The 26,810-nt window shown below is 52.4% G+C and carries 19 protein-coding genes; 18 read left to right on the top strand and 1 reads right to left on the bottom strand.

The window, feature by feature from the left end; translation table 11 throughout:
• Window positions 1–120: 120 nt before the first annotated feature.
• The 10 genes from ACTHRH_RS02735 (at window position 121) to ACTHRH_RS02690 (ending at window position 14,145) form a co-directional block, all read left to right on the top strand.
• On the top strand, window positions 121–1,335 hold the full coding sequence (locus ACTHRH_RS02735) for a GTP-binding protein (RefSeq protein ID WP_379287283.1): 1,215 nt from the start codon (window positions 121–123) through the stop codon (window positions 1,333–1,335).
• Window positions 1,336–1,536: 201 nt separating this feature from the next.
• Window positions 1,537–2,559, top strand: a complete 1,023-nt coding sequence (locus ACTHRH_RS02730) for a permease (protein ID WP_144932625.1) — start codon at window positions 1,537–1,539, stop codon at window positions 2,557–2,559.
• Window positions 2,560–2,616: 57 nt separating this feature from the next.
• Window positions 2,617–3,630: a TIGR03943 family putative permease subunit gene (locus tag ACTHRH_RS02725; protein ID WP_144932627.1), complete on the top strand. Its 1,014-nt coding sequence runs from the start codon at window positions 2,617–2,619 to the stop codon at window positions 3,628–3,630.
• 379 nt (window positions 3,631–4,009) lie between these two features.
• On the top strand, window positions 4,010–4,717 hold the full coding sequence (locus tag ACTHRH_RS02720; RefSeq protein WP_144932629.1) for a metal ABC transporter ATP-binding protein: 708 nt from the start codon (window positions 4,010–4,012) through the stop codon (window positions 4,715–4,717).
• Window positions 4,663–5,547 (top strand): metal ABC transporter permease, encoded by an 885-nt coding sequence (locus tag ACTHRH_RS02715; protein WP_144932631.1) that lies wholly within the window; start codon window positions 4,663–4,665, stop codon window positions 5,545–5,547. Before ACTHRH_RS02720 ends, ACTHRH_RS02715 begins: the two co-directional genes overlap by 55 nt.
• A 72-nt stretch (window positions 5,548–5,619) precedes the next feature.
• Complete coding sequence (locus tag ACTHRH_RS02710) at window positions 5,620–6,855, top strand: metal ABC transporter substrate-binding protein (protein WP_379287279.1); 1,236 nt, start codon at window positions 5,620–5,622, stop codon at window positions 6,853–6,855.
• 132 nt (window positions 6,856–6,987) lie between these two features.
• On the top strand, window positions 6,988–7,422 hold the full coding sequence (locus ACTHRH_RS02705; RefSeq protein ID WP_144932635.1) for a Fur family transcriptional regulator: 435 nt from the start codon (window positions 6,988–6,990) through the stop codon (window positions 7,420–7,422).
• Window positions 7,423–8,445: 1,023 nt separating this feature from the next.
• Window positions 8,446–10,422 carry a putative thiazole-containing bacteriocin maturation protein gene (locus tag ACTHRH_RS02700; protein ID WP_144932639.1) on the top strand — a complete coding sequence of 659 codons (1,977 nt, stop codon included), beginning with the start codon at window positions 8,446–8,448 and terminating at the stop codon, window positions 10,420–10,422.
• Complete coding sequence (locus ACTHRH_RS02695) at window positions 10,419–12,365, top strand: TOMM precursor leader peptide-binding protein (protein ID WP_150959934.1); 1,947 nt, start codon at window positions 10,419–10,421, stop codon at window positions 12,363–12,365. The genes ACTHRH_RS02700 and ACTHRH_RS02695 overlap by 4 nt, the downstream gene beginning before the upstream one ends.
• 130 nt (window positions 12,366–12,495) lie before the next feature.
• Window positions 12,496–14,145 (top strand): SagB family peptide dehydrogenase, encoded by a 1,650-nt coding sequence (locus tag ACTHRH_RS02690; protein WP_379287276.1) that lies wholly within the window; start codon window positions 12,496–12,498, stop codon window positions 14,143–14,145.
• A gap of 219 nt (window positions 14,146–14,364) precedes the next feature.
• On the opposite strand, the gene ACTHRH_RS02685 is transcribed toward ACTHRH_RS02690, so the two are convergent.
• On the bottom strand, window positions 14,365–15,000 hold the full coding sequence (locus ACTHRH_RS02685) for an SAP domain-containing protein (RefSeq protein WP_144932645.1): 636 nt from the start codon (window positions 14,998–15,000) through the stop codon (window positions 14,365–14,367).
• 249 nt (window positions 15,001–15,249) lie between these two features.
• Between ACTHRH_RS02685 and ACTHRH_RS02680 the strand changes: the two genes are divergently transcribed.
• The 8 genes from ACTHRH_RS02680 (at window position 15,250) to ACTHRH_RS02645 (ending at window position 26,516) form a co-directional block, all read left to right on the top strand.
• Window positions 15,250–16,263: a hypothetical protein gene (locus ACTHRH_RS02680; RefSeq protein WP_440413985.1), complete on the top strand. Its 1,014-nt coding sequence runs from the start codon at window positions 15,250–15,252 to the stop codon at window positions 16,261–16,263.
• A gap of 93 nt (window positions 16,264–16,356) precedes the next feature.
• Window positions 16,357–17,295, top strand: a complete 939-nt coding sequence (locus ACTHRH_RS02675; RefSeq protein WP_144932649.1) for an ABC transporter ATP-binding protein — start codon at window positions 16,357–16,359, stop codon at window positions 17,293–17,295.
• A gap of 11 nt (window positions 17,296–17,306) precedes the next feature.
• Window positions 17,307–18,056, top strand: a complete 750-nt coding sequence (locus ACTHRH_RS02670; RefSeq protein WP_144932651.1) for an ABC transporter permease — start codon at window positions 17,307–17,309, stop codon at window positions 18,054–18,056.
• Complete coding sequence (locus ACTHRH_RS02665) at window positions 18,053–19,036, top strand: ABC transporter permease (protein ID WP_144932653.1); 984 nt, start codon at window positions 18,053–18,055, stop codon at window positions 19,034–19,036. The genes ACTHRH_RS02670 and ACTHRH_RS02665 overlap by 4 nt, the downstream gene beginning before the upstream one ends.
• Window positions 19,037–19,215: 179 nt before the next feature.
• Complete coding sequence (locus ACTHRH_RS02660) at window positions 19,216–21,861, top strand: LuxR C-terminal-related transcriptional regulator (protein WP_186328155.1); 2,646 nt, start codon at window positions 19,216–19,218, stop codon at window positions 21,859–21,861.
• A 338-nt stretch (window positions 21,862–22,199) separates the two neighbouring features.
• Entirely contained in the window at window positions 22,200–23,693 is a 1,494-nt protein-coding gene (locus ACTHRH_RS02655; RefSeq protein WP_379287269.1) for a DUF1266 domain-containing protein, read from the top strand.
• Window positions 23,694–23,997: 304 nt separating this feature from the next.
• Window positions 23,998–25,770, top strand: coding sequence for a sulfate permease (gene sulP, locus ACTHRH_RS02650; protein ID WP_379287457.1), 1,773 nt, complete (start codon window positions 23,998–24,000; stop codon window positions 25,768–25,770).
• A gap of 155 nt (window positions 25,771–25,925) precedes the next feature.
• Window positions 25,926–26,516, top strand: a complete 591-nt coding sequence (locus tag ACTHRH_RS02645; RefSeq protein ID WP_144932660.1) for a 50S ribosomal protein L25 — start codon at window positions 25,926–25,928, stop codon at window positions 26,514–26,516.
• Window positions 26,517–26,810 lie beyond the last annotated feature (294 nt).

Below are 26,810 nucleotides of genomic sequence, written 5' to 3'. Positions count from 1 at the left end.
GTTATAAAGAGCAGAGCAATTCCCGAGATTGGATTGACATGACGAAATCAATCATGATACACTTCAAATCATCGTAATCATTACGATTAAATATGTGCTATAAATAAAGGAGGGTATTCAATGAATGAGCAGAAAATTCCGGTCACCGTGCTTAGCGGATATTTGGGTGCAGGGAAGACCACAATTTTAAACCATGTTCTAAACCATCGCCATGGGTTGCGTGTGGCCGTTATCGTCAACGATCTCAGTGAGGTGAATATAGATGCCGGGTTGGTGAAGGATGGAGGAGGCCTGTCCCGGACGGAAGAGAAGCTGGTGGAAATGTCCAACGGCTGCATCTGTTGTACGCTGCGGGAAGATTTACTGCGAGAAGTGGAGAAGCTGGCTATGGAAAACCGTTTCGACTACATCCTTATCGAATCAACCGGCGTTTCCGAACCGGTTCCTGTGGCCCAGACATTTACATATATTGACGAGGATCAGGGGGTAGACCTGTCCCGATTTTGCCGATTGGACTGCATGGTGACGGTCGTTGACGCGAATCGCTTCTGGCATGATTTTTCGTCCGGCGAAACTCTTCTGGAGCGCAGACAAGCTGTAAATGAAGACGATACGAGAGATGTTGTCGACCTATTGATCGATCAGATTGAATTTTGCGATGTATTGATCCTGAATAAATGTGATATGGTGGCGGAAGAGGACCTGGAAGAGCTGGAGCAAGTGCTGCGCAAGCTTCAGCCGCGTGCCCGACTCATTCGAACCGTTCAGGGGAAGGTCGATCCGGCGGAGATACTGAATACCGGCTTGTTTGATTTTGAGAAGGCCAGCCAGTCTGCCGGCTGGATTCGGGAACTGGAGAACGGCTTCCATACGCCGGAGACGGAAGAGTACGGTATTTCTTCGTTCGTATATGAACGAATCAGGCCGTTTCATCCGGGGAGATTGATGGAATGGATGGAGGATTGGCCCGTAGAGATCGTTCGAGCCAAGGGAATTATGTGGCTCGCTACCCGTAACGATTACGCACAAAGCATCAGCCAGGCCGGTCCTTCGATCCGATTCGGGCCGGCCGGATATTGGGTTGCGGCTTTAAGCGAAGAAGAAAGGCGTGAAATCTTGCAGGAAGAAGCCGAACTGGCCCGAGACTGGGACCCGGCATATGGGGACAGGGTCAATAAAGTGGTCTTCATCGGGATCGATATGGATAAGGATAAGCTGATCGCTTCCTTGGACCGTTGTCTACTGTCCGACGAAGAGATGAACGAGGATTGGAGCGATTTCCCGGATGAATTTCCTAACGTCGGAGAGATGGCAGCGGAAAGGCCCGGACGGTAATTAAGATATGTCATTCAGACAGAGACTGCATGAAAATCTCGTGTTGTAGTTGTTTTTTTACGCCTTTAATTGTAATATTTACACATATTTATTATATAATATAGCAATGCATGTCCTGCAGCGGTCACGGAAAGGCCATGCTCGAGCGTTTGTGTATCGCTGCAGTAGAGAATCCGCCGCTTTAACATTAAAGGAGGCTCCATGTTGCGTACTAATCCCGTTCAGTTGGCCTTAAATGGTTTAATCATCGTCCTGATCAGCTTTTTACTCGTGCTGGCGATGAATCCGGAAGTTTTGGCCGCGGCTGTTCCCGTATTCGGCTCTGTGGAACTCCAGTCCTTTAAAACAGTGCTAATCAGTTTGATTTTGGAAGTGCTTCCCTTTATTCTGATCGGGGTTCTCGTGTCCTCTTTTATGCAAACCTTCGTTTCGGATCGCATGATTCAGCGCTTCATTCCTCGCAATGCTATGATGGGCATTATGTCTGCTGTCCTGCTTGGCATTATATTTCCGGTATGCGAGTGCGGATTAATCCCCATTATTCGCAGGCTCGTCGCCAAAGGAATGCCGCTGTATGTCGGAGTTGTTTTTATATTGACAGGGCCGATTGTCAATCCGATTGTCTATGCCTCCACGTATAACGCTTTCCGCACCCGGCCGGACATTCTCTATTCCCGGATGGGACTCGCGATCCTGGTCGGTGCCTTTATTGGACTCTTCGTGCACCATTTTGTTAAGAAAAATCCGCTCAAAAACAGTCCGGCTACCCTCTGTGCGGATTCCGGCAGTGACCACAAGCACCGCCCTCATAATGGCAACAGCAAGCTATTTTCCATGCTGGAGCATTCGGCAAGCGAATTTTTTGAGATGGGCAAATATTTAATGTTCGGAACGATGGTAACCGCCGCTATTCAAACCTTTGTCCCGAGAGGTGAACTGCTGGCCATCGGCCAGGGAGAATACAGCTCTCACCTGTTTATGATGGGCTATGCATATATTTTGTCTCTCTGCTCCACATCCGACGCCTTTGTCGCCTCGTCCTTTGCCGGTACATTCTCGGCGGGCTCTTTGTTATCTTTTCTGGTGTTTGGCCCCATGCTTGATCTGAAAACAACGCTGATGTTCCTTTCCGTTTTCAGAACGCGGTTTGTGCTGCTGCTGATCGTTCTTATCACGTTTTCGGTCTTTATCGGGTCTAATATATTCAGCCAGCTTTTCTTGTAAACGGGATATAAAGTGCGCGGAAATTGATCATCTCTATTCAAAGTGAGGTTGCTAAGGATGGGAGAACGTTCCATGACCCTTCATTATTTGCTGCGGTCCGCTATTCTTGCAGGTTTCTCTTTCTATATCATTCACCTTGTCCGCTCGGGAGACATGATGTATTACATAGCCCCGAGAATGGAGCCTTATGTGAAATATGCCGCTTTCGGTTTGACTGCTCTCGCCATTCATCAGGCCTTTGCAGCGGTGCAATCTCTGTTCGGCACAGCGGAGTCCTGCGGTTGTGATCATGTTCCTCCCCGGTCCATGCTGATGAACGGCATGATTTACGGATTGTTTTTATTTCCTCTTCTTCTCGGTTTTCTTATGCCAAACATGGTAATGGGGAGCAGTGTGGCTTCTGTGAAAGGAATGAATTTCAGCGGCGCGAACAACGTTTCTTCCAGGCCGGCTGGTTCAGCAAATCCCGTAACGACGCCATCTCCGATGGGGATGACCGATGTTCCATCCGGTCTAGGGATGGAAGCGAATGCTGACCGTCCGGGGAATAACGATTCCTCTAACGGGAGCGAGCGGAAGGAACAAGCCGGGTCGCAGGCTGCGGTAGACGAAGAGAAGCTGCAGGAGCTGTTCCGGGCGGAGGAATTTTTCGACGACTTGGCTAAATTGGGGATGAAGCTGTACCTGCAGGAGAAGATTGATATTGAAGCGGAAGGCTTTATGGAGATCCTTTCCACGCTAGACCTTTTTATGGACAATTTTATTGGAAAACCTGTTGAAATCAGCGGCTTTGTATATCGGGAGAACGAAATGTCGCCTAACCAGTTCGCTGTGGCGCGGCTTGCAATTTCTTGCTGCGCGGCGGATGCTTCCCCTTACGGTGTCATGGTGGAAGCTTCTTCGGCCGGGAATTATGCGGAGGATACGTGGGTGAGGATAACCGGAACCATTGGTAAAACTCTGTACAATGATAATGAAATTGTCCAAATCGATGCTGAAAACATCGAAAAAATAGATGCACCGGAATCCCCTTATGTCTATCCCGACTATTACTACTTTGACGATCTTTAAAGGGATAAGCGGAGCGATTCCCGGTATTTGTTTTTAAACCAACTTCAAGATTCTTATGAGGATAAAAGGGACACCACACTTAATCGGTTCTGAAGGACCTTCCGGCAATCCCAACGAACTCCGATGGCCTCATTTCCAGGAAATGCAGGCGAAAGCAGGAGAATTCCATGAAATAAGCGTGTCTGTGTCCGTCTAAGAAAACGGCCTAGGTTGACGAAATAGAGTCTCTCATGTCCGTTACAGCTTATATAGATTTCTCATCATGACACTTTATGAAAATAATAAGTATTACTATTTACAAATCGAAGAACATAATGTAGTATATAAAACTATAAAATTTAATCGTAATAATTACGTATAGTTGAAAAGGAGGGAGAATATGCTGCTGGCTGCGATGGAGAAGGTCACCTTTGGTTACACGGACTCGCCATGCCTGCAAGATGCCAGTATGGAGCTTGATACCGGTGAATTCGTCGTTATTACCGGTCCTAACGGTGCTGCCAAAACAACGCTGCTCAAGCTGATGCTCCGTCTGCTGAAGCCGTGGAGCGGACGCGTCTGGCTGGCGGAGCGAGGGGTTGGCGGCCACAAGCTGTCTATCGGATATGTTCCGCAGAGGATCGCTTCCTTTAACAGCGGATTTCCCAGCAAAGTCTGGGAATTAGTCGGCTCCGGACGCTTCGCCAACACAATATGGCCGAGAAGATGGACGGCAGAAGATCGGCAGCAGACGGAAAATGCGCTGCGCCAAGTCGGCCTGTGGGAGCTTCGGGACCGGAAAATCGGCGAATTGTCCGGAGGACAGAAGCAGCGGATTTGCATTGCCCGCGCTCTCGCGCAGGAACCGGATTTGCTGTTCCTTGACGAGCCGGCCACGGGTCTGGACAGCCAAAGCAGGAAACAGCTCTATGAGCTGCTGGACCGTCAAGTCAAGGCCTTCGGAAGAACGGTCGTTATAGTTACGCATGATTTGGCCGAGGTAAACGGCTATACCAACCGCATCATCCAATTGCACAGAGAGGAGTACGGGAGATGGAAATGCTGCACTTCGATTTCATGCGGCGGGCATTTTACGCTGGCGGATTAATCGCTTTGCTGGCTTCCGTGCTGGGGGTTTATCTGATGCTTCGCAGACAAGCCTTAATGGCCGATACGCTGTCTCATGTTTCGTTAGCCGGCGTAGCCGCCGGCACGATCCTGCAAATCAATCCTACGCTGGCGGGATTTGCCGTAGCGGTTGCCGGAGCGGCGGCGGTAGAAATCATCCGGCGGTTCTATCCATCCTACAGCGAAATGTCCGTCGCCATTATTATGACCGGCGGGTTGTCGACCGCTGTCGTTCTGATGAGCTTGAATCAAGGTATAAATAAAAGCTTCTCCGCCTATTTATTCGGCTCCGTGGTCGCCGTCAATCAGCAGCAGCTTTGGCTTATGTTGATCGTCACCGTAGTGGGCGGGGTTTACCTATGGCTCTTGCGCCGCCCTCTGTATCAGATGACCTTCGATGAGGAGACGGCCAGGGCGAACGGCCTTCCCGTTCAATTGCTGTCGTTTTCGTTCAGCGTATTGACCGGAATGACGGTCGCGGCCGCGATGCCGATTGTCGGAGTGCTGCTGGTTTCGGCTTTAATCGTGCTGCCCGCCGCCCTCGCCATTCGGATTGCTGCGGGCTTTGCCTCGGCGGTTGTGCTGTCCATGCTTTTCGGGTTAACCGGGGTATATGCAGGGCTGACCTTGGCCTATCAGCTAAGCACGCCGCCCGGAGGGACCATTGCCTTGGTTCTGCTGGTGTTTTTGTTAATCGGATTAGGGGCGAAGCGCGGCTGGCATCAATTTATAAAGATCAGAAAACGTAAATCGGCCGGGCAAGATACAGCTTTGCAGGCAGGGGCGGCTTCTCGCTCCTCTCAATCCTAATAAACAACTTACAACTTACTGGCAACGTACAAGACGGGGTCTGCGTTGCGCAGAATTTTATGGAGGAAGATGATGAGTTCAAAATCTGCATTCAATAAAACGTTAGTCATTGCCGCTGCTCTCCTGTTGATTTTGGCAGGCTGCGGAGCGAAGAAGGATTTGAATAACGATGAGACTATTCCGGCCGTGGGAGACCTGCCGGAGAAGCTAAAGGTGGTTACGACGATCTATCCGATTTATGATTTTACCCGCAATGTTGCCGGGGAGCATGCGGAGGTCATCCCCTTGATCCCGCCGGGAGCCGAGCCGCATGGATGGGAGCCTACACCCCAGGATTTGAAAGTGATTCAAGCAGCGGATGTCTTTGTATATAACGGGGGCATGGTCGAATATTGGGTCGATCAAGTTCTGGACAGCATTAATCATCCTCAGCTGATTAAAGTGGAGGCTATCGCGGGTCTGGAGCTGATGCCATACTCCCACGATCATTTCCACGACCATTCTCACGGACACGATCACGGACATAACCATGACCAAGAAAAATCGGTTGAAGGGGATGCTCACGACCATGCTCACGACCATGCTCACGATCATGACCACGATCATGACCACGAGCATGCCCATGACGCCCATGCCGAAGAGCATGGCCATGACAAAGAAGCACATGGAGAAGCTCATGTCCATGATCACAGCGAGGACAATGACACACATAACGAGGAGCATGCCCAAGACGCTCACCATGAAGAAAATGGTCACGATCATGACCACGGACATGGCGAAGGAGAGCTGGATCCTCATGTTTGGACCGATCCGGTTCTGGCTCAAAAGCAGGTGATGAATATTATGGAGGGGTTGGCCCAGGCCGATCCGGACCATAAGCATGAATATCAGAAGAACGCTGAGGAATATATCGCCAAGCTTCAGGATTTGGACAAAGCCTTCCGTGAGATGGCCGCTAATGCGAAACGCAAGGAATTTGTCGTCCAGCATGCAGCCTTCGGTTATTTGGCGGAGCGCTACGGATTGATTCAGCTTCCCATAGCGGGACTTTCTCCCGAACAGGAGCCTTCTCCTTCACAAATGGCTGACATCGTGAAATTTGTCAAGGAAAACGAAGTGGGAACTTTATTTTTCGAAACTTTGGCGGATGCGAAAATTGCGGCTGTCCTAGCGCAGGAAACCGGGGCCAAAACAGCCGTGCTTAACCCGATCGAGGGGCTGACCGCGGACGAAGCCGGGCAAAACCTGGACTATATCGCGATCATGAAGGAGAACCTCAGCGCCCTTCAAGATGCCTTGAACGAATAGCACTCGCCTTAAGGTTTAGGAAAAGTCGCTCCGCGTATGAAATCAGAGACGAAGCCGAAGCTTGGCAGCCGCTTGACTAGCTTTCCTCATTCGTGCACTATAGACATATTACGTTGTTTAAGGGGTAGTCGAATGGCGGAAAATCAAACAGTTCAAACGATGCTGGATGCGATGTCCAAGAAGGGCTGGAGAATAACCGACCAGCGCAGAAGACTGGCCGAATTGTTTTCCACTACTGATGAGTACTTGTCGCCCAAAGATGTTTACGAGTATATGAGGCAAAAATATCCAAGCGTAAGCTTCGATACAATTTACCGAAATTTGCGACTCCTTAGTGAAATGGGGATCCTCGAGCAGTTTTATTTTTTGGACAGCGGCTTGAAGTTCAAGGCCAATTGCTCCACCCATCACCACCATCACTTAATCTGCGTCAATTGTGAGAAAACGGTCACCTTTGACTATTGTCCCATGTGGCATGTTTCCGGACTTCCGGAGCAGTTTGACATTCTGAATCACCGATTTGAAATTTACGGAATTTGCAACGAATGCAAGACGACGGCCAATTGAACACAAATGGATTGACAGCAGGGTCTCTCTGTAGCCGATGGGCAGCAGGGCGGCCCTTTTTCTATGAGTATAAATTATAGTCCCGGGGCTCCTCGCTAAGTACTTGTATAAACCTTTATCGAAGCAAAGCAAGAAGATCGACCGCATTTAGAGGAAGGTTTAGACACCGACTCCGTTGTGTGCGGACGGAATACGCTTGCTATAAGAGCTAAGCGTCACTTAGTGGGTTTATTCTATGCAATGCTTACTTCCAAAGAGAAGTTATCCGTTACGCCTATTCGGGCGAATGAAAGAGTAACAAAAGCGGATTTTTAACATATGTTGGTATATCTGCAGCCCAGGGTTATTCCCGTACCGAGTCTATCCTTGGGTCTCATCCGACATTTAAAATTAGGAGGAAACGGAATGAACGAGTTTAAAAATCAACTCCAGAACTTGGAGGCTACCGGGTTTCAGACGGGTCAGGTCACTTCGTGGGATACCCTGACCCAGAACCAGGATCCGGGCCGACTATGCATCGGATTTTGCTTTGTTCAGTGCTTTAACTGCTTCAATTGCTTCAATTGCTTTAACTGTTTCCGCTGCAGCAACTGCTTCCGCTGTCATAATTGCGCTCGCTGCTTTAATTGTGCACGCTGTCAAAGCTGTGCTCGCTGCCGTTAGTTTGGCCGGTTGGTCAAGTGCGTAAGCATCAAGACCGTCTGGAGGTTTGATCCGCGCGAGGCTATATGGCATCACAAGGAATCTTGCGCGGTCCGACGGCTTCTTTCTCTCCATCCCGGAAGTACATGAAGGGAAAGAGGCCCAAGACTATACATAATGGAGCCACCCGATGCCGCCCTGTCCGGACCGGAAGGATGGCTTCTCTCTGCGGAACCGAAATAGCTTCAATAGAGCTGTGCAACAAGTCGACAAGAAAGTCATGTCGGACATCTTTCTCTACATAGGATTTAAAGTATGGCGATAGACGGAATGAGAATAGAATGTCGGTAGATATGAAAAGGCTCGATGAGGAGGATTGAAATGCCGGTTTTGAACCCTTCTATGCGTTTAAAGGTGAATCGGGACACCTTCTATCTTCCCGAATCGGACGGAGGCGTATATTTTCGCAACAACATGGTTTCGTTCCGTATGGAAGGCAGGGCAATTCGCCAGTGGATCGAAATGCTGATCCCCATGTTCAGCGGCGAATATACATTGGCGGAATTGACCGACGGGCTGCAGGACGCGCATCGGGATCAGGTCTATGAAATCGCCAGGGTGCTGCTTCAGAACGGTTTCATACGGGATCTCAGCGAAGACCGCCCGCATCAGCTGCCTGACGAGGTTCTGGATAAGTATGCTTCGCAGATTGAATTTTTGGACAGCCTGGGCGGTTCGGGGGGCTACCGTTTTCAAAGCTTCCGGCAATCCAATGTGTTGGCGGTCGGGTGCGGACCGCTCCTGGTTTCGCTGGCGGCGGCCCTGCTCGAATCCGGATTGCCCGGATTCCGCCTGTTGGTTACGGATTCGGTGCCGACCGACCGGCGCAGACTGGAGGAGCTGGTTGAGCATGCCCGCAAGTGGGATTCTTCGGTAGCGGTGGAGGAGGTGTCGCTTAAGCGGAAAGGGGCGCAGGGCTGGCGGGAGTTGGTAAGGACCTTCGATGCTGTCTTGTATGTATCGCAGAACGGAGGGGAAGGGGAGCTGCGGCTTCTCCATGCCGTGTGCAAAGAGGAGAAGAAGGTGCTGCTCCCCGCCATTATCCTTCAGCAGACGGGTATGGCCGGACCGCTCATTCATCCGGAAACGGACGGCTGCTGGGAATCGGCCATCCGCCGAATACACCGGCCCGCTCTGTGCAAGGAAGAGCCGCAGCATCATCTCTTCTCGATCCCGGCAGGGGCCATGCTTGCCAATGTGATCGTGTTCGAATGGCTGAAGACGGCGGCGGGAATATCCGAAGCGAAGCTGAACAAGCATCTGTTCCTGCTGGATCTGGAAACCCTGGAAGGAGACTATTATCCGTTCCTTCCCCACCCTCAGGTGACAGGGTATGCGGGCGCCGAATGGATACATGATGTGGAAGCCCGCCTGGAGCGAGGCGCGGCCAAGGATCGAGCAGGCTCGGGGACGAGCGGGCTCTTCGCTTATTTCACCCGGATAACATCGGATAAAGCCGGGATTTTACGTATTTGGGACGAGGGGGACTTGATCCAGCTGCCGCTCTCCCAATGCCGGGTGCAGGCGGCGGATCCTCAGTCGGAGGGACCGGCTGAGCTGCTTCCGGAGATCATTTGCTCCGGCCTTACTCATGAGGAGGCACGGCGGGAGGCGGGGTTGGCCGGACTGGAGGCCTATACGGCACGAATGGCCGCGCCCTTCCTGGAGACGCTTTATCTCCATCGCCGCGAGGGGATGAATATGGAGGCACCGGAGCTGGTTCTCGGGGTAGGGGCCGGCGAAACGCCGACGGCCGGGATCAGCCGGGGGCTGCAAGCTTGTTTGAGAGAGATGCTGCGAAGCCGGACGGCCAACGGACCAACTACAGTCTATCCTATACAGTGGAACGGGACCGAGGATGGCCGCAGCCGTTATTATTATCAGGCATTGACGACGATGCAGGGCGAGCCGGAAATCGCCTTGGGAGAAGGGCTGTCCGGCTTTCCCGTTGTATGGGTCGGCTCGGGCGGGCATTGGTACGGCGGAGTCGGCTTGAATCGGACGATGGCCCTGCGCCTGGCACTGCAGCAGGCATTAATGACCGTGCAAAATGACGGGAAACTTCCTTCGGGTCAAATTCTCGAAGCCGCTTCCGTACGGAAAGGAGACAGGATATTACAGTGGACGGAGTTTCCCGCAGTGGATTCGGAGGAGGAAGGGATGCTGCTTAATGCTTTGCGGACCTTGAAAGAGCATGAACGGCCGCTCCTGGTCTGCGATTTGGCGCTGGAGCCCTTCCTGAAAGAAGGCCCGACGGGGGTATTCGGAGTGCTTCTTCGAAAGGAGGAATCGCTGTGAGTGCGGTTGTTACGATAATCGGAAGCGGTCAATTGGCAGACTTCGTATCCGACGAGCTGAGCCCCCGGTACGAAACGATTCGTCGGACCGATGGGCAGACGGCCATTCTTGAAGAGACGGACATAGTGCTGCTGCTGCACGATACATGGCGACCCGCCCTTCATCGCGAAACCGGGAAGGCGCTCCAGAGGCTGGGCGTCCCCTGGCTGCGGGGCTTCGTCGCCTTCGGGGAAGGCGTCATCGGCCCGCTCGTTCGTCCGGGAAGGCCGGGCTGCTCCTTGTGCGCGGATACGCGGCGGCATATGGCCGGCCGTGACCGCCGGGAGATGTGGGAGCTGCAGCAGAAATGGGAGAAGGATGAGGGAAGGACCGGGATCGATGCGTGGTCCTCAAGAACGGGCCTGCGCCAAATGGCGCTTATATTGGCAGATGCCGTCCATAATGTTCTGCAGGGCGGACAAAGCCGATGGGAAGAAAGAATCTATCTGATCCATCTGAAAACTTTGAGAAGCTCCAGCCATTTCTTCCTCCCGGATCCGTTATGCCCGCTTTGTTCGCAGCCGCCGGATGATTCCGAAGAGGGGGCCCGGGTCTCTCTTCTGCCCAGGCCGAAGCCGCATCCGGACAGCTATCGCTGCCGTTCCCTGAATGAGCTGAAGGATAGGCTGCGCAACGACTACCTGGATCATCGCAGCGGTTTCCTGAATGGAACGATGCGGGATCTCGTATCTCCTTTTGCCGATGCAAGCGTGAATTTGCCTCTGTTCGCGGATAACGAGGGCTGCGCCGGCCGCACCCACTCTTATGAGATCAGTGAATTGACGGCGATTCTGGAGGGACTGGAACGTTATTGCGGGATGACTCCGCGCGGCAAGCGGACTGTGGTCCGCGGCAGCTTTCGCCAACTGGAGGGGCAGGCGCTGGATCCGGTTAAGGTTGGCCTATACTCGGAGGAACAGTACAAGCGGCCCGGTTTTCCCATGCGGCCGTTTGATCCGGATCAGCCGTTGGATTGGGTATGGGGTTACTCCTTTATGCAGGAGCGGCCGCTTCTGGTGCCGGAATCGCTAGCCTATTACAGCTCGGGCTGCGGGGAGCGCTTCGTGCATGAAACCTCCAACGGCTGCGCCTTGGGAGGAAGCTTGGAGGAAGCCGTTCTGTACGGTTTGCTGGAAGTGGTGGAACGGGACTCGTTTCTTATGACCTGGTATGCCCGATTGCCCCTACCGCGTCTGGACCCATACTCTGCGGGGGACCCGGAGCTGTCGCTGATGATCGATCGATTGCAGGCGGTCACCGATTATGACGTCTATTTGTATAACTCCACCATGGAGCACGGCATTCCCAGCGTATGGGCCATAGCCAAGAACCGGACCGGCAAGGGAGGAAATCTCGTCTGCGCGGCCGGAGCGCATCCCGATCCGGTGCGGGCGATGAAAGGCTCGATTCACGAGTTGGCCGGCATGCTGCTTACGCTTGGCGATAAGTTCGAGGAGAACCGGGAGCGATATATCCCCATGCTGCAGGACCCGTTTCTGGTCAGGGACATGGAGGATCATTCGATGCTGTACAGCCTGCCGGAGGCGGAGCCGCGGCTTCATTTTCTGCTGGATAACAGGGAGACGCCGCGAACGGTGAAGGAGGAGTTCAAGCCTGTGCCTAGACATGCCGATCTGACGCAAGACCTGCGGGAGATCCTCGACAACTTCCGGCGCTTGAAGCTGGAGGTCATTGTCGTGGATCAGACCGCGCCGGAATTGGCGCGCAACGGGCTCTCTTGTGTGAAGGTTCTAGTTCCGGGCATGCTGCCGATGACGTTCGGCCATTCTCTTGCACGTCTGACGGGGCTGGACAGATTGTGGCGGGTTCCGGTTCAGCTTGGACATGCGGAGCAGCCTCTCACCCCGGAGCAGTTGAACCCTTATCCCCACCCCTTTCCTTAAGCGATGAATAGTTCGTTTTCGTGCTTTACAAGCCGGACATAATAGAGCAGGTCTCTTTTTAAATGGTACGAACGATTTAGAGAGATGTATAAAATCCTATATCACTACGGGAACGGACAGGGGGGATAGAATGAATCTGGATGAATTTGTTCATCAACTGCAGAAGGATACAGACAAGGTCCGGCCTCCGGACTGGGAGGTGGATTGGGCCGACGCCCCGCTGCCGTATAAGCTGTATCGCGGCTTGCCCGCTTATCCGCTGTCTGCGGCTATCCCGTTAAATTTGGAAAAGCGGGCAGAGCCGGCCCTTCCCGACCTGTGTAAGCTGGGTCATTTTCTCTGGTATGTCTTCGGGTTGACGCAATTCAGCGAATCTCTGCTAGGGTCTCGTTCCGGGGAACAAGGAGCGGATGCCATCTGGCTGCGCAGGAGGTTTGCCCCATCCGGAGGGGCTCTGTATCCAAATGAATTATACCTGTATCTGAAAACCGCAGGGCTGCCGATCGGGGTTTATCATTATGATGCGGCCCATCATCGTCTGGTGCTGCTGCGTGAAGGCCTTATGGACTGCTATCTGGCCAGGGCGCTCGGCCATCGCAGCGATCTGTCGGCTTGCTTTGGCGCCGTTTTTCTGTCCGTCCATTTTTGGAAAAATGTATACAAATACAGCTGCTTTGCTTACCGTCTGCACGGGCTCGACACCGGGGTGGTGATCGGGCAGCTTCTGGAGACGGCCGAACGGTTCGGTTTCGTTCCGGGAGTCTACCTCCAGTTTCTGGATCGGGCGATCCATCATCTGCTCGGCCTTAAGGGAGAGGAAGAGAGTGTTTACGCGGTCATTCCACTGTCCTCATCTCCCTCCCGTACCTGGTTTTCCGTCCGGCGGAAGCATGAAAACATAGACTCCGCCGCTGAATTATGCCGGGAGCTGCCCGCCATCCAGCCGAAACATTATGGCCGGTCGCGAACGATCAAGGAATGCCGGAAGCTGGTGAAGATGAACGAGGCTTCGTGGCAGGACACGGCAGCGGCCTTTCGAATGTTCAAGAGAGGGATGGAACGGCGCGAGGCTGCGGTTCATCAGGCTTCGGCCCCGACCCCGGCACCTAAGGCCAAAGGTAATATCGGCGGCGTGATGGCAGAGGAACGGGTAGAACTGCCGGTGGTGGAGAGGCTGTCCTACGATTTGGCGGCGGCCTGCCGCCGCCGTTCTTCGCCGGATCTTGATTTCGTCATGCGTCCCGTGAGTCTGCGGCAATTGGCCGCTCTGCTCCAGGAAGCGGCCGCTTCTCTAGTGTACGCCCACGACCTGAACGGTTCGCCGGAATCCGTCCTCTCGCGGATTTCCATTTACGGATGTTTGAAGGGCGTTGAGGGGGTGGCGGACGGCGCTTATCAATATGATCCGGCCGCACATGCTCTCACGCTTCTGCGTCCCGGGGATCACCGGCTTTGGCTGCAGCAGGGGATGACCTGGCATAACGTCAATCTGTCCCAGGTGCCTCTTTGCCTGCATGTCGTCGGAGACAAAGACCATCTTATGAATACGTTCGGATATAGAGGATACCGGATTCAGCAGATGGAGGCGGGCATGCTCGTGCAGCGGCTGCTGCTGGCAGCTTCCGCACTCGGCTTGGGAGGACACCCGCTTCTCGGTTATGACGTGAACCTGGTGGACGAAATCTATTTCCTGGCCCGGCAGAGGAAGACCAGCCTGATCCAGGTGCCGATCGGGGCTTATCGCCCCCGCCTGAGATTGACGGGAGGGCTGCATGGCTGAATGCCGGGCGGCCAGTCCAGCCTCTAGTACAGGAAAGATTCGGTTCGACCTCAAATAGCCGGCTGCCCGATAGGATGATTTCGCGGCTCCAATCGAGCAATTCCATAAAGAGCAACCTGGTGTCGCTGTCTTTATTTCATAGCCAATAGCGCTATCCGACTTGTGTCGCGATTATAGGGCTCTGAACATGGGGTATTTCCAGGTGTCTTCGGATAGGAATTATTTTGAAGTCGTTTCAGAGTTATTTCTCAAATAATTCTCCAGTAGGCGTGGAGAGTATTTTTTCCGTCCGGGCTGGTCCCGCACTTGCCTCCACAGATGGGCAGCCACCTTCATTCGGTCTTTGCGGATCGCTTTCGAATTCGGATCTTGATTAAAGTCTTTAACAAATTGGTTCCACTGGTAGGTGCTTTCCTCCGGGCCGCCCGCTTGTTTCTTTCCTTCATAGATATCGATCAAATCGGCGACAGTCATGTCCAGATCCCCGCGGCGCTCTGCTTCCCTTAATGCCGCCGCCATTTCCTTGGTAAACGAGAAACGGGGCTGTTTATAGTAGCGGGCAAAGAATTCCCGGGCCTTCTGATTAAATTTGAAGCCATCCGGTATGAGCCGGGTATCCAACGATATTTCTACGGGCTCTTTCTCCATTCGAATGGAACTATTGGCCTTCCGCTGGTCGGTGGTAACTTCTCCGCCCAACCATTTCTTGATTCGGAATAGCAATTCGGCTTTGGTCCCTGTTGCGGGGATGTTATGCAGGCGGCAGATATTCTCCAGTTCCTCTTTATACCAATAATGTCTATCGAATTCCTCTACCGTAAGCTCAGTGGAAAATTCCGGACGTGATGGATTCATATTTGCTCCTCCCCTTTTAACCGTGATCGTTTATTGCTTGCCCCTTAGTCACATTAATCAAAATTGTACCATAGTTGTTCGTTGGCGAACATACTTTCTGTGCGGTGCTTTGTTGAACGCGGTGAGGGGATGCCTCCGCTTTTTGTAAGGAAAACATTTACATGATACCAAAGCAAATGTATTATGATCTTAATACTTATTTCCGAAAGGAACGACAACTTCGCTTGAGCCAGATCGAGGAGGAGAAATATGAAGAAGTTGATGCTATCCATGGCAATGCTTGTTCTAGCCGCCGCTTGTTCGAACCCGGTACAGGGAGCCCGGAGCGACATGACGGTTCCCGCGAACACTCCGGAAGCCGAGAATAACAAGATCACGGTAGATACTCCGATGACGGTTTCAGAGACTCCGATTCCCGAGAGCCGCAAAATATTGAAGATTAAGCTGGTAGACGGCAAGTATTATGAAGATCGGAATCCCGGACCTTACCAGGGGGCCAATTATGAAGGAGAATTCGTATTTGAAATCAGCGATGAGGCGGGCGAAGTGTTCGGTACGACGTGTATCAACGATTTTTACAACGGGCAAACCTTGACGTTCGTCGATCCCTTCGAGCTCGTTATGGAGGATTACAATGGCGACGGCCTGCCGGATTTTACACTGGGCCAGAATATGAACAGCAACGGCAAGCTGTACAAGCTGTTTTCCGTTGGAGACGATGACCGGATTCGTGAACTTCCGGTTGAAGGTCAGTCGGAGCTATACATAAGCGGTGGGGAGGGAAGCCGTTACTCCGTAAGATTGGAGCGGACGGGGCCGGGAGAAGTGTCATACCAGGCCTATGACCAGCTTATGGGCGAAACAGCCTCCAAAACTTTGAAGTGGGAGAACGGGGCTTTCGCAGAAGTAACCCGGGAGACGGAAGTGATTCTGGATCCTCTGCCCGAGACCGTCTCGGAGCTTGCGCTGCAGCTGTCGGGCAAGATCAAAGGGGTAAGCCTGCCTTACTTCTTCTACCAGGTCGAGGACGGACATCATTTTCTGGCGGAAGGGAAAATCGAAGTCCGGGATAACGGTGAATTCTCGGCAGCCATTCCTCTCAAGCGGCCGACGAACGGTTTCGGCTCGGTCGTGTTCTACGCAGACTTGAACGCGAATGGGCGTTACGATCTTGAGGAGGATACGGAATGGAAGCTGGGATCGGCCTTCTTCGCGTTCGAAGAGTCTCTGGTCGTTCCTCTTTCGGACCTTGGAACGGAATGAACGGATAGAATCAACCTTCAGAATCAACCATTCGGTTGATTCTTTTTTTATTCCTTCGCGGTACGATAGGTTCCGGAAGGAGTGATAGTGCAGATGAAGCCGATTATTGAAGTGAAGCTGCTGGAGAAGAGCTTTAAAAATCGCAAAGCGCTGCAGAATATATCGTTCGAGGTTTATCCGGGGGAAATTTTATGCTTCCTCGGCCCCAACGGGGCAGGGAAGAGCACGACCATTAATATCTTGTCGACGGCACTCCGTTACGACCGCGGAGAGATCCTCTTTCAGGGGGAGAAGGTGGGGGCGAATGCCGCCCGCTTCAAGCGGCAATTGGGAATCGTCCCGCAGGACTTGGCCATTTACGAGGAAATTACGGCCGAGCAGAATGTCAAATTTTTCGCTTCCTTGTACGGATTGCGGGGGCAGGAGCTGCAGCGGAGGGCGGATGAAGCGCTGGCCTTCGTCGGCCTCTCGGAGAGAAAGCGGGACAAGCCGAGAACCTTCTCCGGAGGGATGAAGCGAAGGCTCAATATCGCCTGCGCTATTGCTCACAAGCCGCAGGTCATCATTATGGATGAGCCTACGGTCGGCATCGATCCGCAGTCCCGCAATCATATCTTGGAATCGATCGTCCGGCTAAAGGAGCAGGGGGCCAGTATTATTTATACGACCCATTACATGGAAGAAGTCGAGGAGATCTCCACCCGCATCGTCATCATCGATCACGGGCGCATCATAGCGGACGGGACGAAGGAGTCGTTGAAGGAATGCCTGGAGGAGGAGAAGCTTTACGAAATTGACGTGGAGAATACGATCGGCCTGAACGAAGACGAGCTGTACCGGATTGACGGGGTGAAGCGGGTGCAGGTCGGCGAGAATCATATTCGCGTGACGACGCTAAAGGGAATTGAAAATTTGGACAGAATCATCCACACTCTCATCCATGCAGGTATGAGAATTCAAAATATGGCTACTTCATCGGCCAGTTTGGAGATGGTGTTTCTCAAGCTGACCGGAAGAACGCTGCGGAATTAGGGGGGCTTGCAATGAGGCTACGAGGCTTCTATGCCATCTTCAGACGGGATTTGCTCAACCTGCTGCTCAGTCCGATTCTGGTTTCCGTGAATACGATATTTCCTCTGCTGCTGGTGCTGGTGCTTGGCTATATAGGAAGCGGAATCTATGCCGGCGGAGAAGTATCCTCTTATGACTATTACGGAATTACCATAATGATTTTCATGGTGCTTAACGTTTCGATAACCGCTGCAAACAGCTTTATGGAAAGAAGCATCAGGCCGAGCAATTTGCGGATTCTGTATGCTCCCTTGCCCGGGTCTTATATCTACCTGTCCAAAATAGCCGCCACTTTCGTATTCACTACCGCCTGCCTCTGTTTAATCGCCGGGGTGTTAGCCGTCTGCGGCATCGGGATCGGGGGAGCCAATATGGGATACGTTCTGCTTCTGCTGATCGGGTTCAATTTGTTTTCCTGTTCGCTTGGTATCCTGTTTTGCTGTATTTTCAAAAGCGAGGAATTGGCGAACAAACTGCTCAGTATCATCAACAATGTATCCGCTCTGGCCGGGGGCTTGTTCTTTCCATGGGACGGATTGGGCAAGGTCGCCGAGACGATCTCCGGCCTGTCTCCGGTCAAGTGGGTGGCGGAAGGCGTCTTCCGAATCATCTATGATTACGACCTCGGGATACTGCTTCCGACGTTGGCGATCTGTCTGGCTGGCTCGCTCGTCTTGGCATGGGGCTGCAAACTTTCCTTTAGAGCGGAGGATTATGTATGAACGGAATGGCACAAGTATTTAAAAATAACGTTTATCGCATGATGAACCGCAAAGCTTATCTGCTGCTCACGTTAAGCATAACGATAGCGGTTATGGCGCTGGCCATTTATTTGACATCGGCATTGGAAATGAAGGGTAGAATCGCGGTGGTAGGCGAACCGGATTCCCTGCCGGCGAACGTCCGCCAAGCTTACAAAGTGGAGCCGCTGGATGCCGCTCCACCGAAGTCGCAGCTAGTCCGCAATAAGTATGACGCTGTTTTGACCGACCAAGGGAACGGAAGCTATTCCATCGAGGCGATCAAGGGCGAACCAATTACCGCGAAGCTGGAGCAGGCGCTGGCACATCCCGACCGGTTGGTGACCGCGGATGGCAAGAGGGGGGTAGGCACCAATATACTGGGATTTCTAGTTATGGTTATTTTGCTGGAAGGCTTTCTATTCATGACCTTCTTTCCGGAGGACAAGGCGAACGGGACGTTCCGCCGAATGCTTACTTCCCCAGTTCGAGCAGGCAGCTACCTGTTTGCGCAGTGCCTTTTTTGTTGGATCATCGTCTACGTTCCTACCTTCGGCTTGATGGCCGCCGCCTCCCAGCTGCTCCATATCGATATCGGGCTTGGACTGCTTCAATATGCCTGGCTGCTTGGCCTGCTGGCACTGGTTGCTACCGCCTTCGCCCTTTTCATGTCGTCGTGGATCGAGAACAGCGATCAGATGATGACGCTCGCAGGAAGCCTCATTTTGTTGACTTCGCTGCTTTCAGGCAGCTTCTACAGCTTCACGCCCGAAGGCGGGATGAAATGGCTTGTAGCCGTTCTGCCGCAAAAGCAGTTCCTGACCGTCGTGCAGGCTCTCGAGCGAGAGGCGGCTATGGAAGATTGGGCTTGGTCTGTCGGCTATCTGCTTCTGCTGTCCGGATTGTTCTTCCTCGCGGGCTGGGGGCTCTGCCGGAAGAGACTGGCGGAAGGAAGGTATTGAACCGTGGTATCCTGTCCGAATATCTGCCCGCTAATAAAAGCAAGGCAGGGTTTTTCATCCGCCAGCCGGATGGATACCTCCCGCATTCACGGGAGGCTTGGCTTCGGAGGGCTGGAAATCACGGATTTGGACGGTTCTTCTGACTCGGAAGCATATTGATGTTAGTGGGGAGGTCTGGCATGATAAGAGGGGGACGCGGCTCGCTGCAACCCGAACATTCACAGGATTCGGAAGGGATAAGGATGGACGGCATAAGGCTGATACCTGCTAAATTAAAAGCGCCCCCTCCGCGCAAAAATTACATTCGTCGGGAAGCTCTGTTCCGGAAGCTGGAGCAGTTGGAGGAAGGGAAAGTAGCCGTCGTGCAGGGTGCTGCCGGAAGCGGTAAAACCACTCTGGTCGCTTCATTCATGAAGGAGCATCCGGAGCAGGAGTTTCGCTGGATCAACCTGGATGCGGACAATAACGAACTGTTCTCGTTCTGGCATTATTTGCTGGAAGCGATCAAGACTGATTTGGGCGGGCAGATGGAAGATCTGTACGCCGTTTTTGAGGCGCTGCCCCAGAAGCAGGAGATCGAGAAGCTGCTCATTTTCCTTGTTAATCAATTGGGGTCCGTGCAAGGATTGACGCTTGTTCTGGATGATTTTCACACGTTGGACGATCCGTCCTTGCTGCAAACCTTTGAGCTGTTTATGAAATACAGCCCGGACCAGATCCGCTTTATTCTCTTAACCCGCGAAGCCCCGAAATTGTATCTGGGCGAGTGGATGGTCTCCGGACGCTATGTGGAAATCAACGAACAAGATTTGAAATTTTCTGCCGAAGAAGCGGTGCTTTTCCTTCAGCATACGTTGGAATCGGGTGTGGATGAGGAGTCGGCCGCACGGCTCAACCAATGGACGGAGGGCTGGGTGGGCGGATTGCAGCTTATAGCGCTGGCCAGGTCTCATCGGAAGGAGCTGCCGTTCGGCCAGAACCGGGGACTTAACAAATATATGATCAATTATTTGTCCAACGAAATATTATCTTCCGTAAGTCCCGAGGAGAAGCAATTTCTGATTCGCACCTCCATTTTAAGCTATTTTAACGAAGCGATCTGTAACCGTCTGTTGGGGATAGGTCACGCCAATTCTATCATTCACAGGATGGCCGACAGAAACATGTTCCTGGTGACGATAGACGAAGACGAAGGGCTTTATCGCTATCACCACTTGTTCGGGGAATTTTTGCGGTGGAAATTTTCGGAATGGGATGAGGAGACGAAACGCAGTTGGCATATGAAGGCCGCTATCGTTTATGAACAGTCTGGCGATCTGGAGGAAGGCGTCAAGCATTATTTTCAGGCGGGCGAATACCGGGAAGCGCTCGGACTGATCGGCAGGATGCGCCAGACGGTTAAGGGCTGGGGTTATTTGCGCCAAATTCCTCTGGAATACCTTATCGAAAGCCGGGATCTATTGTTCCAGAGGCTGTTCTACCACTTCTGCAATTTGGAAATGGAGAAGTGCAGACAAATTTTGGATCGCCTGCAAGACAAGCCGAAAGACGATGTTTTCTGGAATGCTTTCCAATTTACGCGTTTTTTCATAGATGAGAGTCTGGAAGGTCTGGAAATGTATCCGAATTCGATAGACGAGATCGAGCGGATGGGTTTAAGCGAGGCGACCAAGGCCATCATCTATTTGTCCAGTTCCCTGCTGCTCGGCCTGCGGGATCAATATGCGAAAGCGCTTGAATGTATAGATAAGGCGATTCAACTGGAGAACCGGTTCAATAATCCTTACATTCGTTACTTTGCATGGACCAGCAAAAGCCAGCTTCTGGAGTCTCTCGGCGAATTGAAAGAGTGCGAGCGGATCTATGAATCGTTGACCCGCTTGATGGAAGACCACCTCTATCTGACCCCTCTGGCCGCCAATTGCTTGATTGGAGAGGGCGGCATTTATATCAAAAGGATGCAGCTGGATAAAGCGGATCAATTATTCGAACGGGCGAAGGATATGCTGCCTAAAGAATACATCTCCATGGAGGTCAGCTATATTCACAATCGAATTGAGATGTGTCTCCTTCGCGACGACAAGCCGGAAGCGGCCGATTGGATGAAGCAACTGGCTGCGTTTCGAATTTATTATCAGCACCCGCTCTACTATTCTTCGATATTGAAGTTCCAATGGCTGATCGGTGAAACGGACCCCGAGCTGCTCCATTCGTTTACCCAATGGATAGAACAGGGTGAAGATTATCGTCCTCGCCGATATGAAGATCTGCTGCTGTATGCGCGGATTTTATTCTCGCGGGGCGATAAGGAGAAAGCTTTGGCTCAACTGGATGATATTTTGAAGGATGCCCGCAAGCACAAGATCAAACTGATTCTGGTCGAAGCCATTTTGCTGAAGCTGGCTATTCTCGATATGGACGGGACGGGAAGCAAGAGGGAGCGGTTGAATCTGATCCGCGAGGCAGTCCATTACAGCTATGCCAATGAGATGGTTTCCCCGTTTGTATTGGAGGGGGAGGCCATCCGGCGGGCATTAATCGAACTTGTGAAAGAACAGGAGGACGACCTGCTCGCCAGGGAGAGACAGTTTGTCCATAGAGTGCTTTCCCTGTGGGACCGGAACAAACCGGAAAGTCTGTTAAGCGAACGGGAGCTGGAGGTGCTGACGGTGCTTTCCTCCGGTTTGTCCAACAAAGAAATAGCGGAGAGGCTGTGCATCTCCATTGCCACGGTTAAAACGCACATGATCAAAATCTATGCCAAGCTGGAGGTCTCCAACCGGACGGAAGCCGTAGAGAAAGGGCGCCAATTGGGCTTGCTGTGAGAAAAGCCGTTCCCCATCAAGGAACGGCTTATTTTCAAAATATAAGAAAGTATAAGTTTCACCTTATACCTGATCTCATATTTCATCGGTAAACGCGCCCGTCCTAAGGACGGCGATAGCCGTTTATCCTTGTGCCGCTCCGGCAGTCCGGGTATGGTTCCATAGAATCAATAAATCGCCATACTTCCTACTAAAGAAAGGATCACTTTCTTCCGATGAATATAGTATATTAGTACTAGGTGCCTTGAATCGCCAGAATGAGCGGGAAATCGGTCGCGAAGCCGAGAGCTTGAAGGCGGTTTAAGATGAATTGGAACAATGTCAGGAGTATTAAGACTATGATCATATGGAGTATTTTGGACATCGAACCGACGGAAGATGTTGCGTCCATCAGGAAAGCCTATGCCAGAAAATCGAAGATTCATCATCCCGAAGACGATCCGGAAGGGTTTCAACGCTTAAGGGAGGCTTATGAGCAGGCGCTTAAGGAAGTCCGGGCAAGCTGGCCCGGTTCAGCGTCCAACGGGAATCGTTCTGTCCGCAGGCAACCCGTCAAGAAGGACACCGCTTGTGATTTCGATGCGTTCTTCGATTTCCGGGAGGAAGCTCGCCGGGCATTAATGCTGCAAGATCTGGAGCAGGCCGAACCGTATTTGGCGGTGGCGTTTCAACTGTATGAGGAAGATCCCGATCTGCTTAGACTCATCGGCCTCTATTATGTGATACAGGGAGATTGGGAGAATGCCCTTCCTGCTTTCGACCGGCTTCTCCGGGTGAGACCGGGGGATATCGACGGCTTGCTGCACCGGGCGGATTTATATTTGAAGCTGGGAAATCCGGAGAAGGCAAGGACCGACTACGGGCATATTCTGGCGGATCATCCGGATCACCTTCAGGCATTAAGCGGTCAGGCGCGAAGCTACTGCCTCGAGGAACGGATGGAAGACGCGCGATCGATATATGTGAGGATTGTAGAGCGGTATCCGCATGATATAGATGCCCGTGTCAGGCTGCTGGATGTTAGCCGCCGGCTAGGGGAGCGCGAGATGCAAACGGAGGTATACCGGCCTCAATTGCCGGAGCGGAATCGGGGATGGTTTAGGAGGCAGTGGTCTCGACCGTCTTCAGCGGTTTGCGACACGCCTGCCGGATCAGACGAAACGGCATGGAAGCGTATGGATGCGCCCTTCGAGAATGTGACGGAAACATGGTGTCTGGCTCTGGGTGCTATATTATTCGAAAGGAAGGGGCTCAAGCCGGACGAGTTCTATTCAGAGGAATTCAAGGAGGAAACCCGCTCGCAATGCAAGCATTCCTTGGAGTGTGATTGGGCTATTCATAGCAGAGAGCAGCTTCTGCAGCGGCTCGATCAACTGATGGTGGCCGGGGATAACCGGTCGTTCACGGAACTTCGTTCCTTTCTTTCCACGCTGCCGGAATCGGATCCATCCGCTTATAACGATTCGCTTGGGAACACTCATGAATCCTATGTCCAGTATCAAATCGTCCAGACTTACGATCATAAGCTGCCGGGTGCCGGAATAGCAGCCTGGGATTGGGGAAGGTACGTCTTCTTGTGCAGGGAAGGTGCGCTTGCCGGATATTTGACAGAGGCGGAAGCTCGAAGCCTGATGAGAAGGGTGGCGCACATGGCTCAGCATTCGTACTCCGACTGGCTTGAATACGGCATCGGCTTCCTGGTCGGCGAACAGTTCAGCGTCAAGAAGCTGTCTGGCCGTCATGCGGACGAACGGTTGGACACCGCCGAAGCCCTGCTCTGGAATGAAAGCAGTCTCTGGCGGCGATTGGACTGGGACACGAGACTGGACTAAAGGAACCCAAGCCAGCATTTGAAGACGTTCATGTAGTAGAAACATAGAAACGGGAACGGTGGAAAAAAGAGGGAATGTTGACAGTCGGTTCCTCATATGATAAGGTGATGGCAACGAGGCATTTCGCTCCTGGAGCGGGGTGCCTTCGTCTATATTCATAGATTGTTTTACATTTAATGGATTGTCGTCAGCTTTCGGAGGTGGTGATGCCATGTTTCTCTCTTTCACCCTCTCTAGCAGAGGGCATTAGCTGATAGCAGGTTGGACATAATGACTGGAAAAGATGTGAAATAACTTGAAGTGGATGATTAACAGTCGGTGGGAAGGCTATCGGCTTGCGGATTTGCGCAAGGATTTCATATCGGGAATGACGGTTGGCGTCATTGCAATTCCTCTCGGAATGGCTTTCGCCATAGCTTCCGGAGTCAAGCCGGAATACGGATTGTACACGACGATTGTGGCCGGTATAATCATCGCGCTTCTCGGTGGGTCGAAGTATCAGGTAGGGGGTCCGACGGGAGCCTTTATCCCGATTTTGCTGGCCATTGTGCTGCAATACGGATACGAGAATCTGTTGATCGCCGGATGGATGGCGGGAATCATTCTGGTGCTGCTCGGGCTGCTCAAGCTCGGGACCGTGATTCAGTATATTCCGCGGCCTGTCACTATCGGCTTTACTTCCGGAATTGCGGTCATTATCTTCACGGGGCAGATCGCCGGCTTTCTTGGATTGACCGGCCTGGAGCAGCGGCAAAGCTTCGTCGGGACAGTGCTCGAGCTGGCTCGCAGCCTCCATACCGTGCAATGGGGCAGTGTTGCTACAGCCGCCGTCAGTCTGGGCTTGCTTCTGGCTATTGGGAAATGGCTTCCGAAGCTTCCCGCATCTCTGGTTGCTCTGATCGGATCTGCTCTGTTCGCAGCTTTCTTCTTTGGCGACGGCATTGCTACCATCGGGTCGGAATTCGGAGCCATACCGGGCACATTGCCCAAGTTCCAGATGCCGGAGTTGACACTGGAGAAAATAATCATGCTGCTCGGCCCTGCCTTCACGATTGCTCTATTAGGCGCGATAGAATCACTGCTGTCGGCGGTAGTCGCGGACGGAATGAGCGGCACAAGGCACAACAGCAACCGCGAGCTGCTCGGCCAAGGGGTGGCTAACATCGTTACACCGATGTTCGGCGGGATTCCGGCCACCGGAGCGATAGCCCGTACCGCCGCCAACATTAAGAGCGGGGCGGTCAGCCCGTTGTCGGCCGTTATTCATGGATTGACCGTTCTCGCGGTTTTATTGCTGTTTGCTCCTTATGCTTCGCAAATTCCATTGGCCGGTATGGCGCCCATTCTGATGGTTGTCGCATGGAACATGTCCTCGCGCCGTCATTTTATCCAATTGATGAAAATGAGGAACGGTGACTCGGTTGTAGCCCTGGTTACTTTTACCCTTACCGTCTTCATTAATTTAACCGCCGCTGTCGGGATCGGTCTTGTGCTGGCCGCTCTCCTGTTCATTAAACGGATGAGTGAAATGCTGACCGTTAACAAAGTTTTTCCTTTGCGGGCAACGGATGACGGAGAGGGAAGCGGATCGCCTGCCGCAGGCGATTGTCCTCTGGTGCGGATCTATTCTGTGGAAGGGCCCCTGTTTTTCGGGGCGGCACAGTATCTCTTAAATACGCTTATGGACACGGTCCAATCTACCCCGAAGGCACTTATTCTGGAACTCGGCAGAATGCCTTTTATCGATGCTACCGGAGAAGCCAATTTGCATATGCTTGTCCGTCATTTTCAGGAGAAGGATTGTTTGGTGCTTGTGGCGGGCATCCAGTCTCAGCCCCGCGAAATGCTGGTCCGATCAGGATTATACTCGCGAATCGGGAGATCCAACTTTTTTGCCCGGTGGGAGGAAGCTGTCGACCATGTACTGGCGCGGCAGGATATGAGCCCATGTGTTCAGTGTTCTTCTTGTGTATGGAGATCTGGCGTTGGAAGAGAGGGGGCCTCCGTCTTCCTCGCGAGCGATCCTTCATGCGCAGAGGAATCGACCCCTTTGGGCCAAACGGCCGACCATGGGTGATGAGGCGGCGCAAAGCCGGCGATATGGTCAATCGTCTGCCGGACCGCCGATGGGGACGTAGTTGTTATGGAGTTTATGGCAAGTTGTTATGTTGGTGACCGTTTAAGAGAATATGCCCTAGAATCAGGAATATTTAATTAAAGGAGCTAATGAACATGAGTCAACCATTGCAAGCGTCTGTTCGAACTAAAATGTCCCGTTCCGGGATGAAAGAATTGCGCAAGGCCGGCCGGCTGCCGGGCATTGTATTCGGCAAGCATACGGACAATCGGATGATCCATGTCTCTTCGAGGGAATTTCAACGCTGGGCGAAGAGCGGAGCATCGCAAATTATTCAACTGAACATTGATGGAGGGGAGACGGTTCCCGTTCTGCTCGAAGGAGTGCAGCGTCATCCGGTTTCGGGTGATTGGCTCCATGTCGACTTTCTGCAGGTGAAGATGGATGAAGCGGTCAGGAGCCGGATTCCGATTGAGTTTAAAGGAACGCCTAAAGGAACGAAGACAGGCGGAATCATGCAAACCCAAGGAACGAGCATTGAGGTTGAAGGGCTGCCGGGCAATCTGCCGACCGCCATCACCGCCGATATTGAACATCTGGATGTGGGAGAGACCTTCCACGTTTCCGATTTGAAGCTTCCGGAGAACGTGACCGTGCTGTCCCCGGAAGATGAGCTTCTGGTTTCCATTGTAGCTCCGAGATTGGATAAATCGGCGACGGATGAAGAAGTAGAGGCTGCGAACTGATCTATTATATCTTATGATCACGAGGCATTTCCTTATCCGGGAGATGCCTCGTTTCTTTATGAAGAGATCATTCTGCCGGGATGATTAGAAGTCGGGGCTTCTCCGTCTTGGGGCGTTACCCTCCATGTGTCTCTTTGTCGTTTGATATAGGTCAACTTTGCCGGATTGGCTATTACATCTATTGCCTGAATACAATTTCGTTGAATCTGGAAGGTGAAAACATATAGTATATTCGTTCCCTTTGATAATACGAGTCCCCATTGATTGTTGATATGTCTATAATGGGTTTCCATG

The organism is Paenibacillus sp. SAFN-117 (assembly GCF_051966115.1).
Taxonomy (GTDB): domain Bacteria; phylum Bacillota; class Bacilli; order Paenibacillales; family NBRC-103111; genus Paenibacillus_L; species Paenibacillus_L residui.
Note: the sequence above shows the minus strand (reverse complement) of the source record. Positions and strands in the feature narration are given on the sequence as shown.

What these genes read in the sequence shown, in the direction of transcription:
- ACTHRH_RS02655 (WP_379287269.1), top strand. Translation starts at nt 22,200, where the DNA reads ATGATCATATGGAGTATTTTGGACATCGAACCGACGGAAGATGTTGCG.
- ACTHRH_RS02720 (WP_144932629.1), top strand. Translation starts at nt 4,010, where the DNA reads ATGCTGCTGGCTGCGATGGAGAAGGTCACCTTTGGTTACACGGACTCG.
- ACTHRH_RS02700 (WP_144932639.1), top strand. Translation starts at nt 8,446, where the DNA reads ATGCCGGTTTTGAACCCTTCTATGCGTTTAAAGGTGAATCGGGACACC.
- ACTHRH_RS02660 (WP_186328155.1), top strand. Translation starts at nt 19,216, where the DNA reads ATGATAAGAGGGGGACGCGGCTCGCTGCAACCCGAACATTCACAGGAT.
- ACTHRH_RS02715 (WP_144932631.1), top strand. Translation starts at nt 4,663, where the DNA reads ATGGAAATGCTGCACTTCGATTTCATGCGGCGGGCATTTTACGCTGGC.
- ACTHRH_RS02670 (WP_144932651.1), top strand. Translation starts at nt 17,307, where the DNA reads ATGAGGCTACGAGGCTTCTATGCCATCTTCAGACGGGATTTGCTCAAC.
- ACTHRH_RS02665 (WP_144932653.1), top strand. Translation starts at nt 18,053, where the DNA reads ATGAACGGAATGGCACAAGTATTTAAAAATAACGTTTATCGCATGATG.
- ACTHRH_RS02705 (WP_144932635.1), top strand. Translation starts at nt 6,988, where the DNA reads ATGGCGGAAAATCAAACAGTTCAAACGATGCTGGATGCGATGTCCAAG.
- ACTHRH_RS02690 (WP_379287276.1), top strand. Translation starts at nt 12,496, where the DNA reads ATGAATCTGGATGAATTTGTTCATCAACTGCAGAAGGATACAGACAAG.
- ACTHRH_RS02710 (WP_379287279.1), top strand. Translation starts at nt 5,620, where the DNA reads ATGAGTTCAAAATCTGCATTCAATAAAACGTTAGTCATTGCCGCTGCT.
- ACTHRH_RS02675 (WP_144932649.1), top strand. Translation starts at nt 16,357, where the DNA reads ATGAAGCCGATTATTGAAGTGAAGCTGCTGGAGAAGAGCTTTAAAAAT.
- ACTHRH_RS02680 (WP_440413985.1), top strand. Translation starts at nt 15,250, where the DNA reads ATGAAGAAGTTGATGCTATCCATGGCAATGCTTGTTCTAGCCGCCGCT.
- ACTHRH_RS02730 (WP_144932625.1), top strand. Translation starts at nt 1,537, where the DNA reads ATGTTGCGTACTAATCCCGTTCAGTTGGCCTTAAATGGTTTAATCATC.
- ACTHRH_RS02685 (WP_144932645.1), bottom strand. Translation starts at nt 15,000, where the DNA reads ATGAATCCATCACGTCCGGAATTTTCCACTGAGCTTACGGTAGAGGAA.
- ACTHRH_RS02645 (WP_144932660.1), top strand. Translation starts at nt 25,926, where the DNA reads ATGAGTCAACCATTGCAAGCGTCTGTTCGAACTAAAATGTCCCGTTCC.
- ACTHRH_RS02725 (WP_144932627.1), top strand. Translation starts at nt 2,617, where the DNA reads ATGGGAGAACGTTCCATGACCCTTCATTATTTGCTGCGGTCCGCTATT.
- sulP (WP_379287457.1), top strand. Translation starts at nt 23,998, where the DNA reads ATGATTAACAGTCGGTGGGAAGGCTATCGGCTTGCGGATTTGCGCAAG.
- ACTHRH_RS02735 (WP_379287283.1), top strand. Translation starts at nt 121, where the DNA reads ATGAATGAGCAGAAAATTCCGGTCACCGTGCTTAGCGGATATTTGGGT.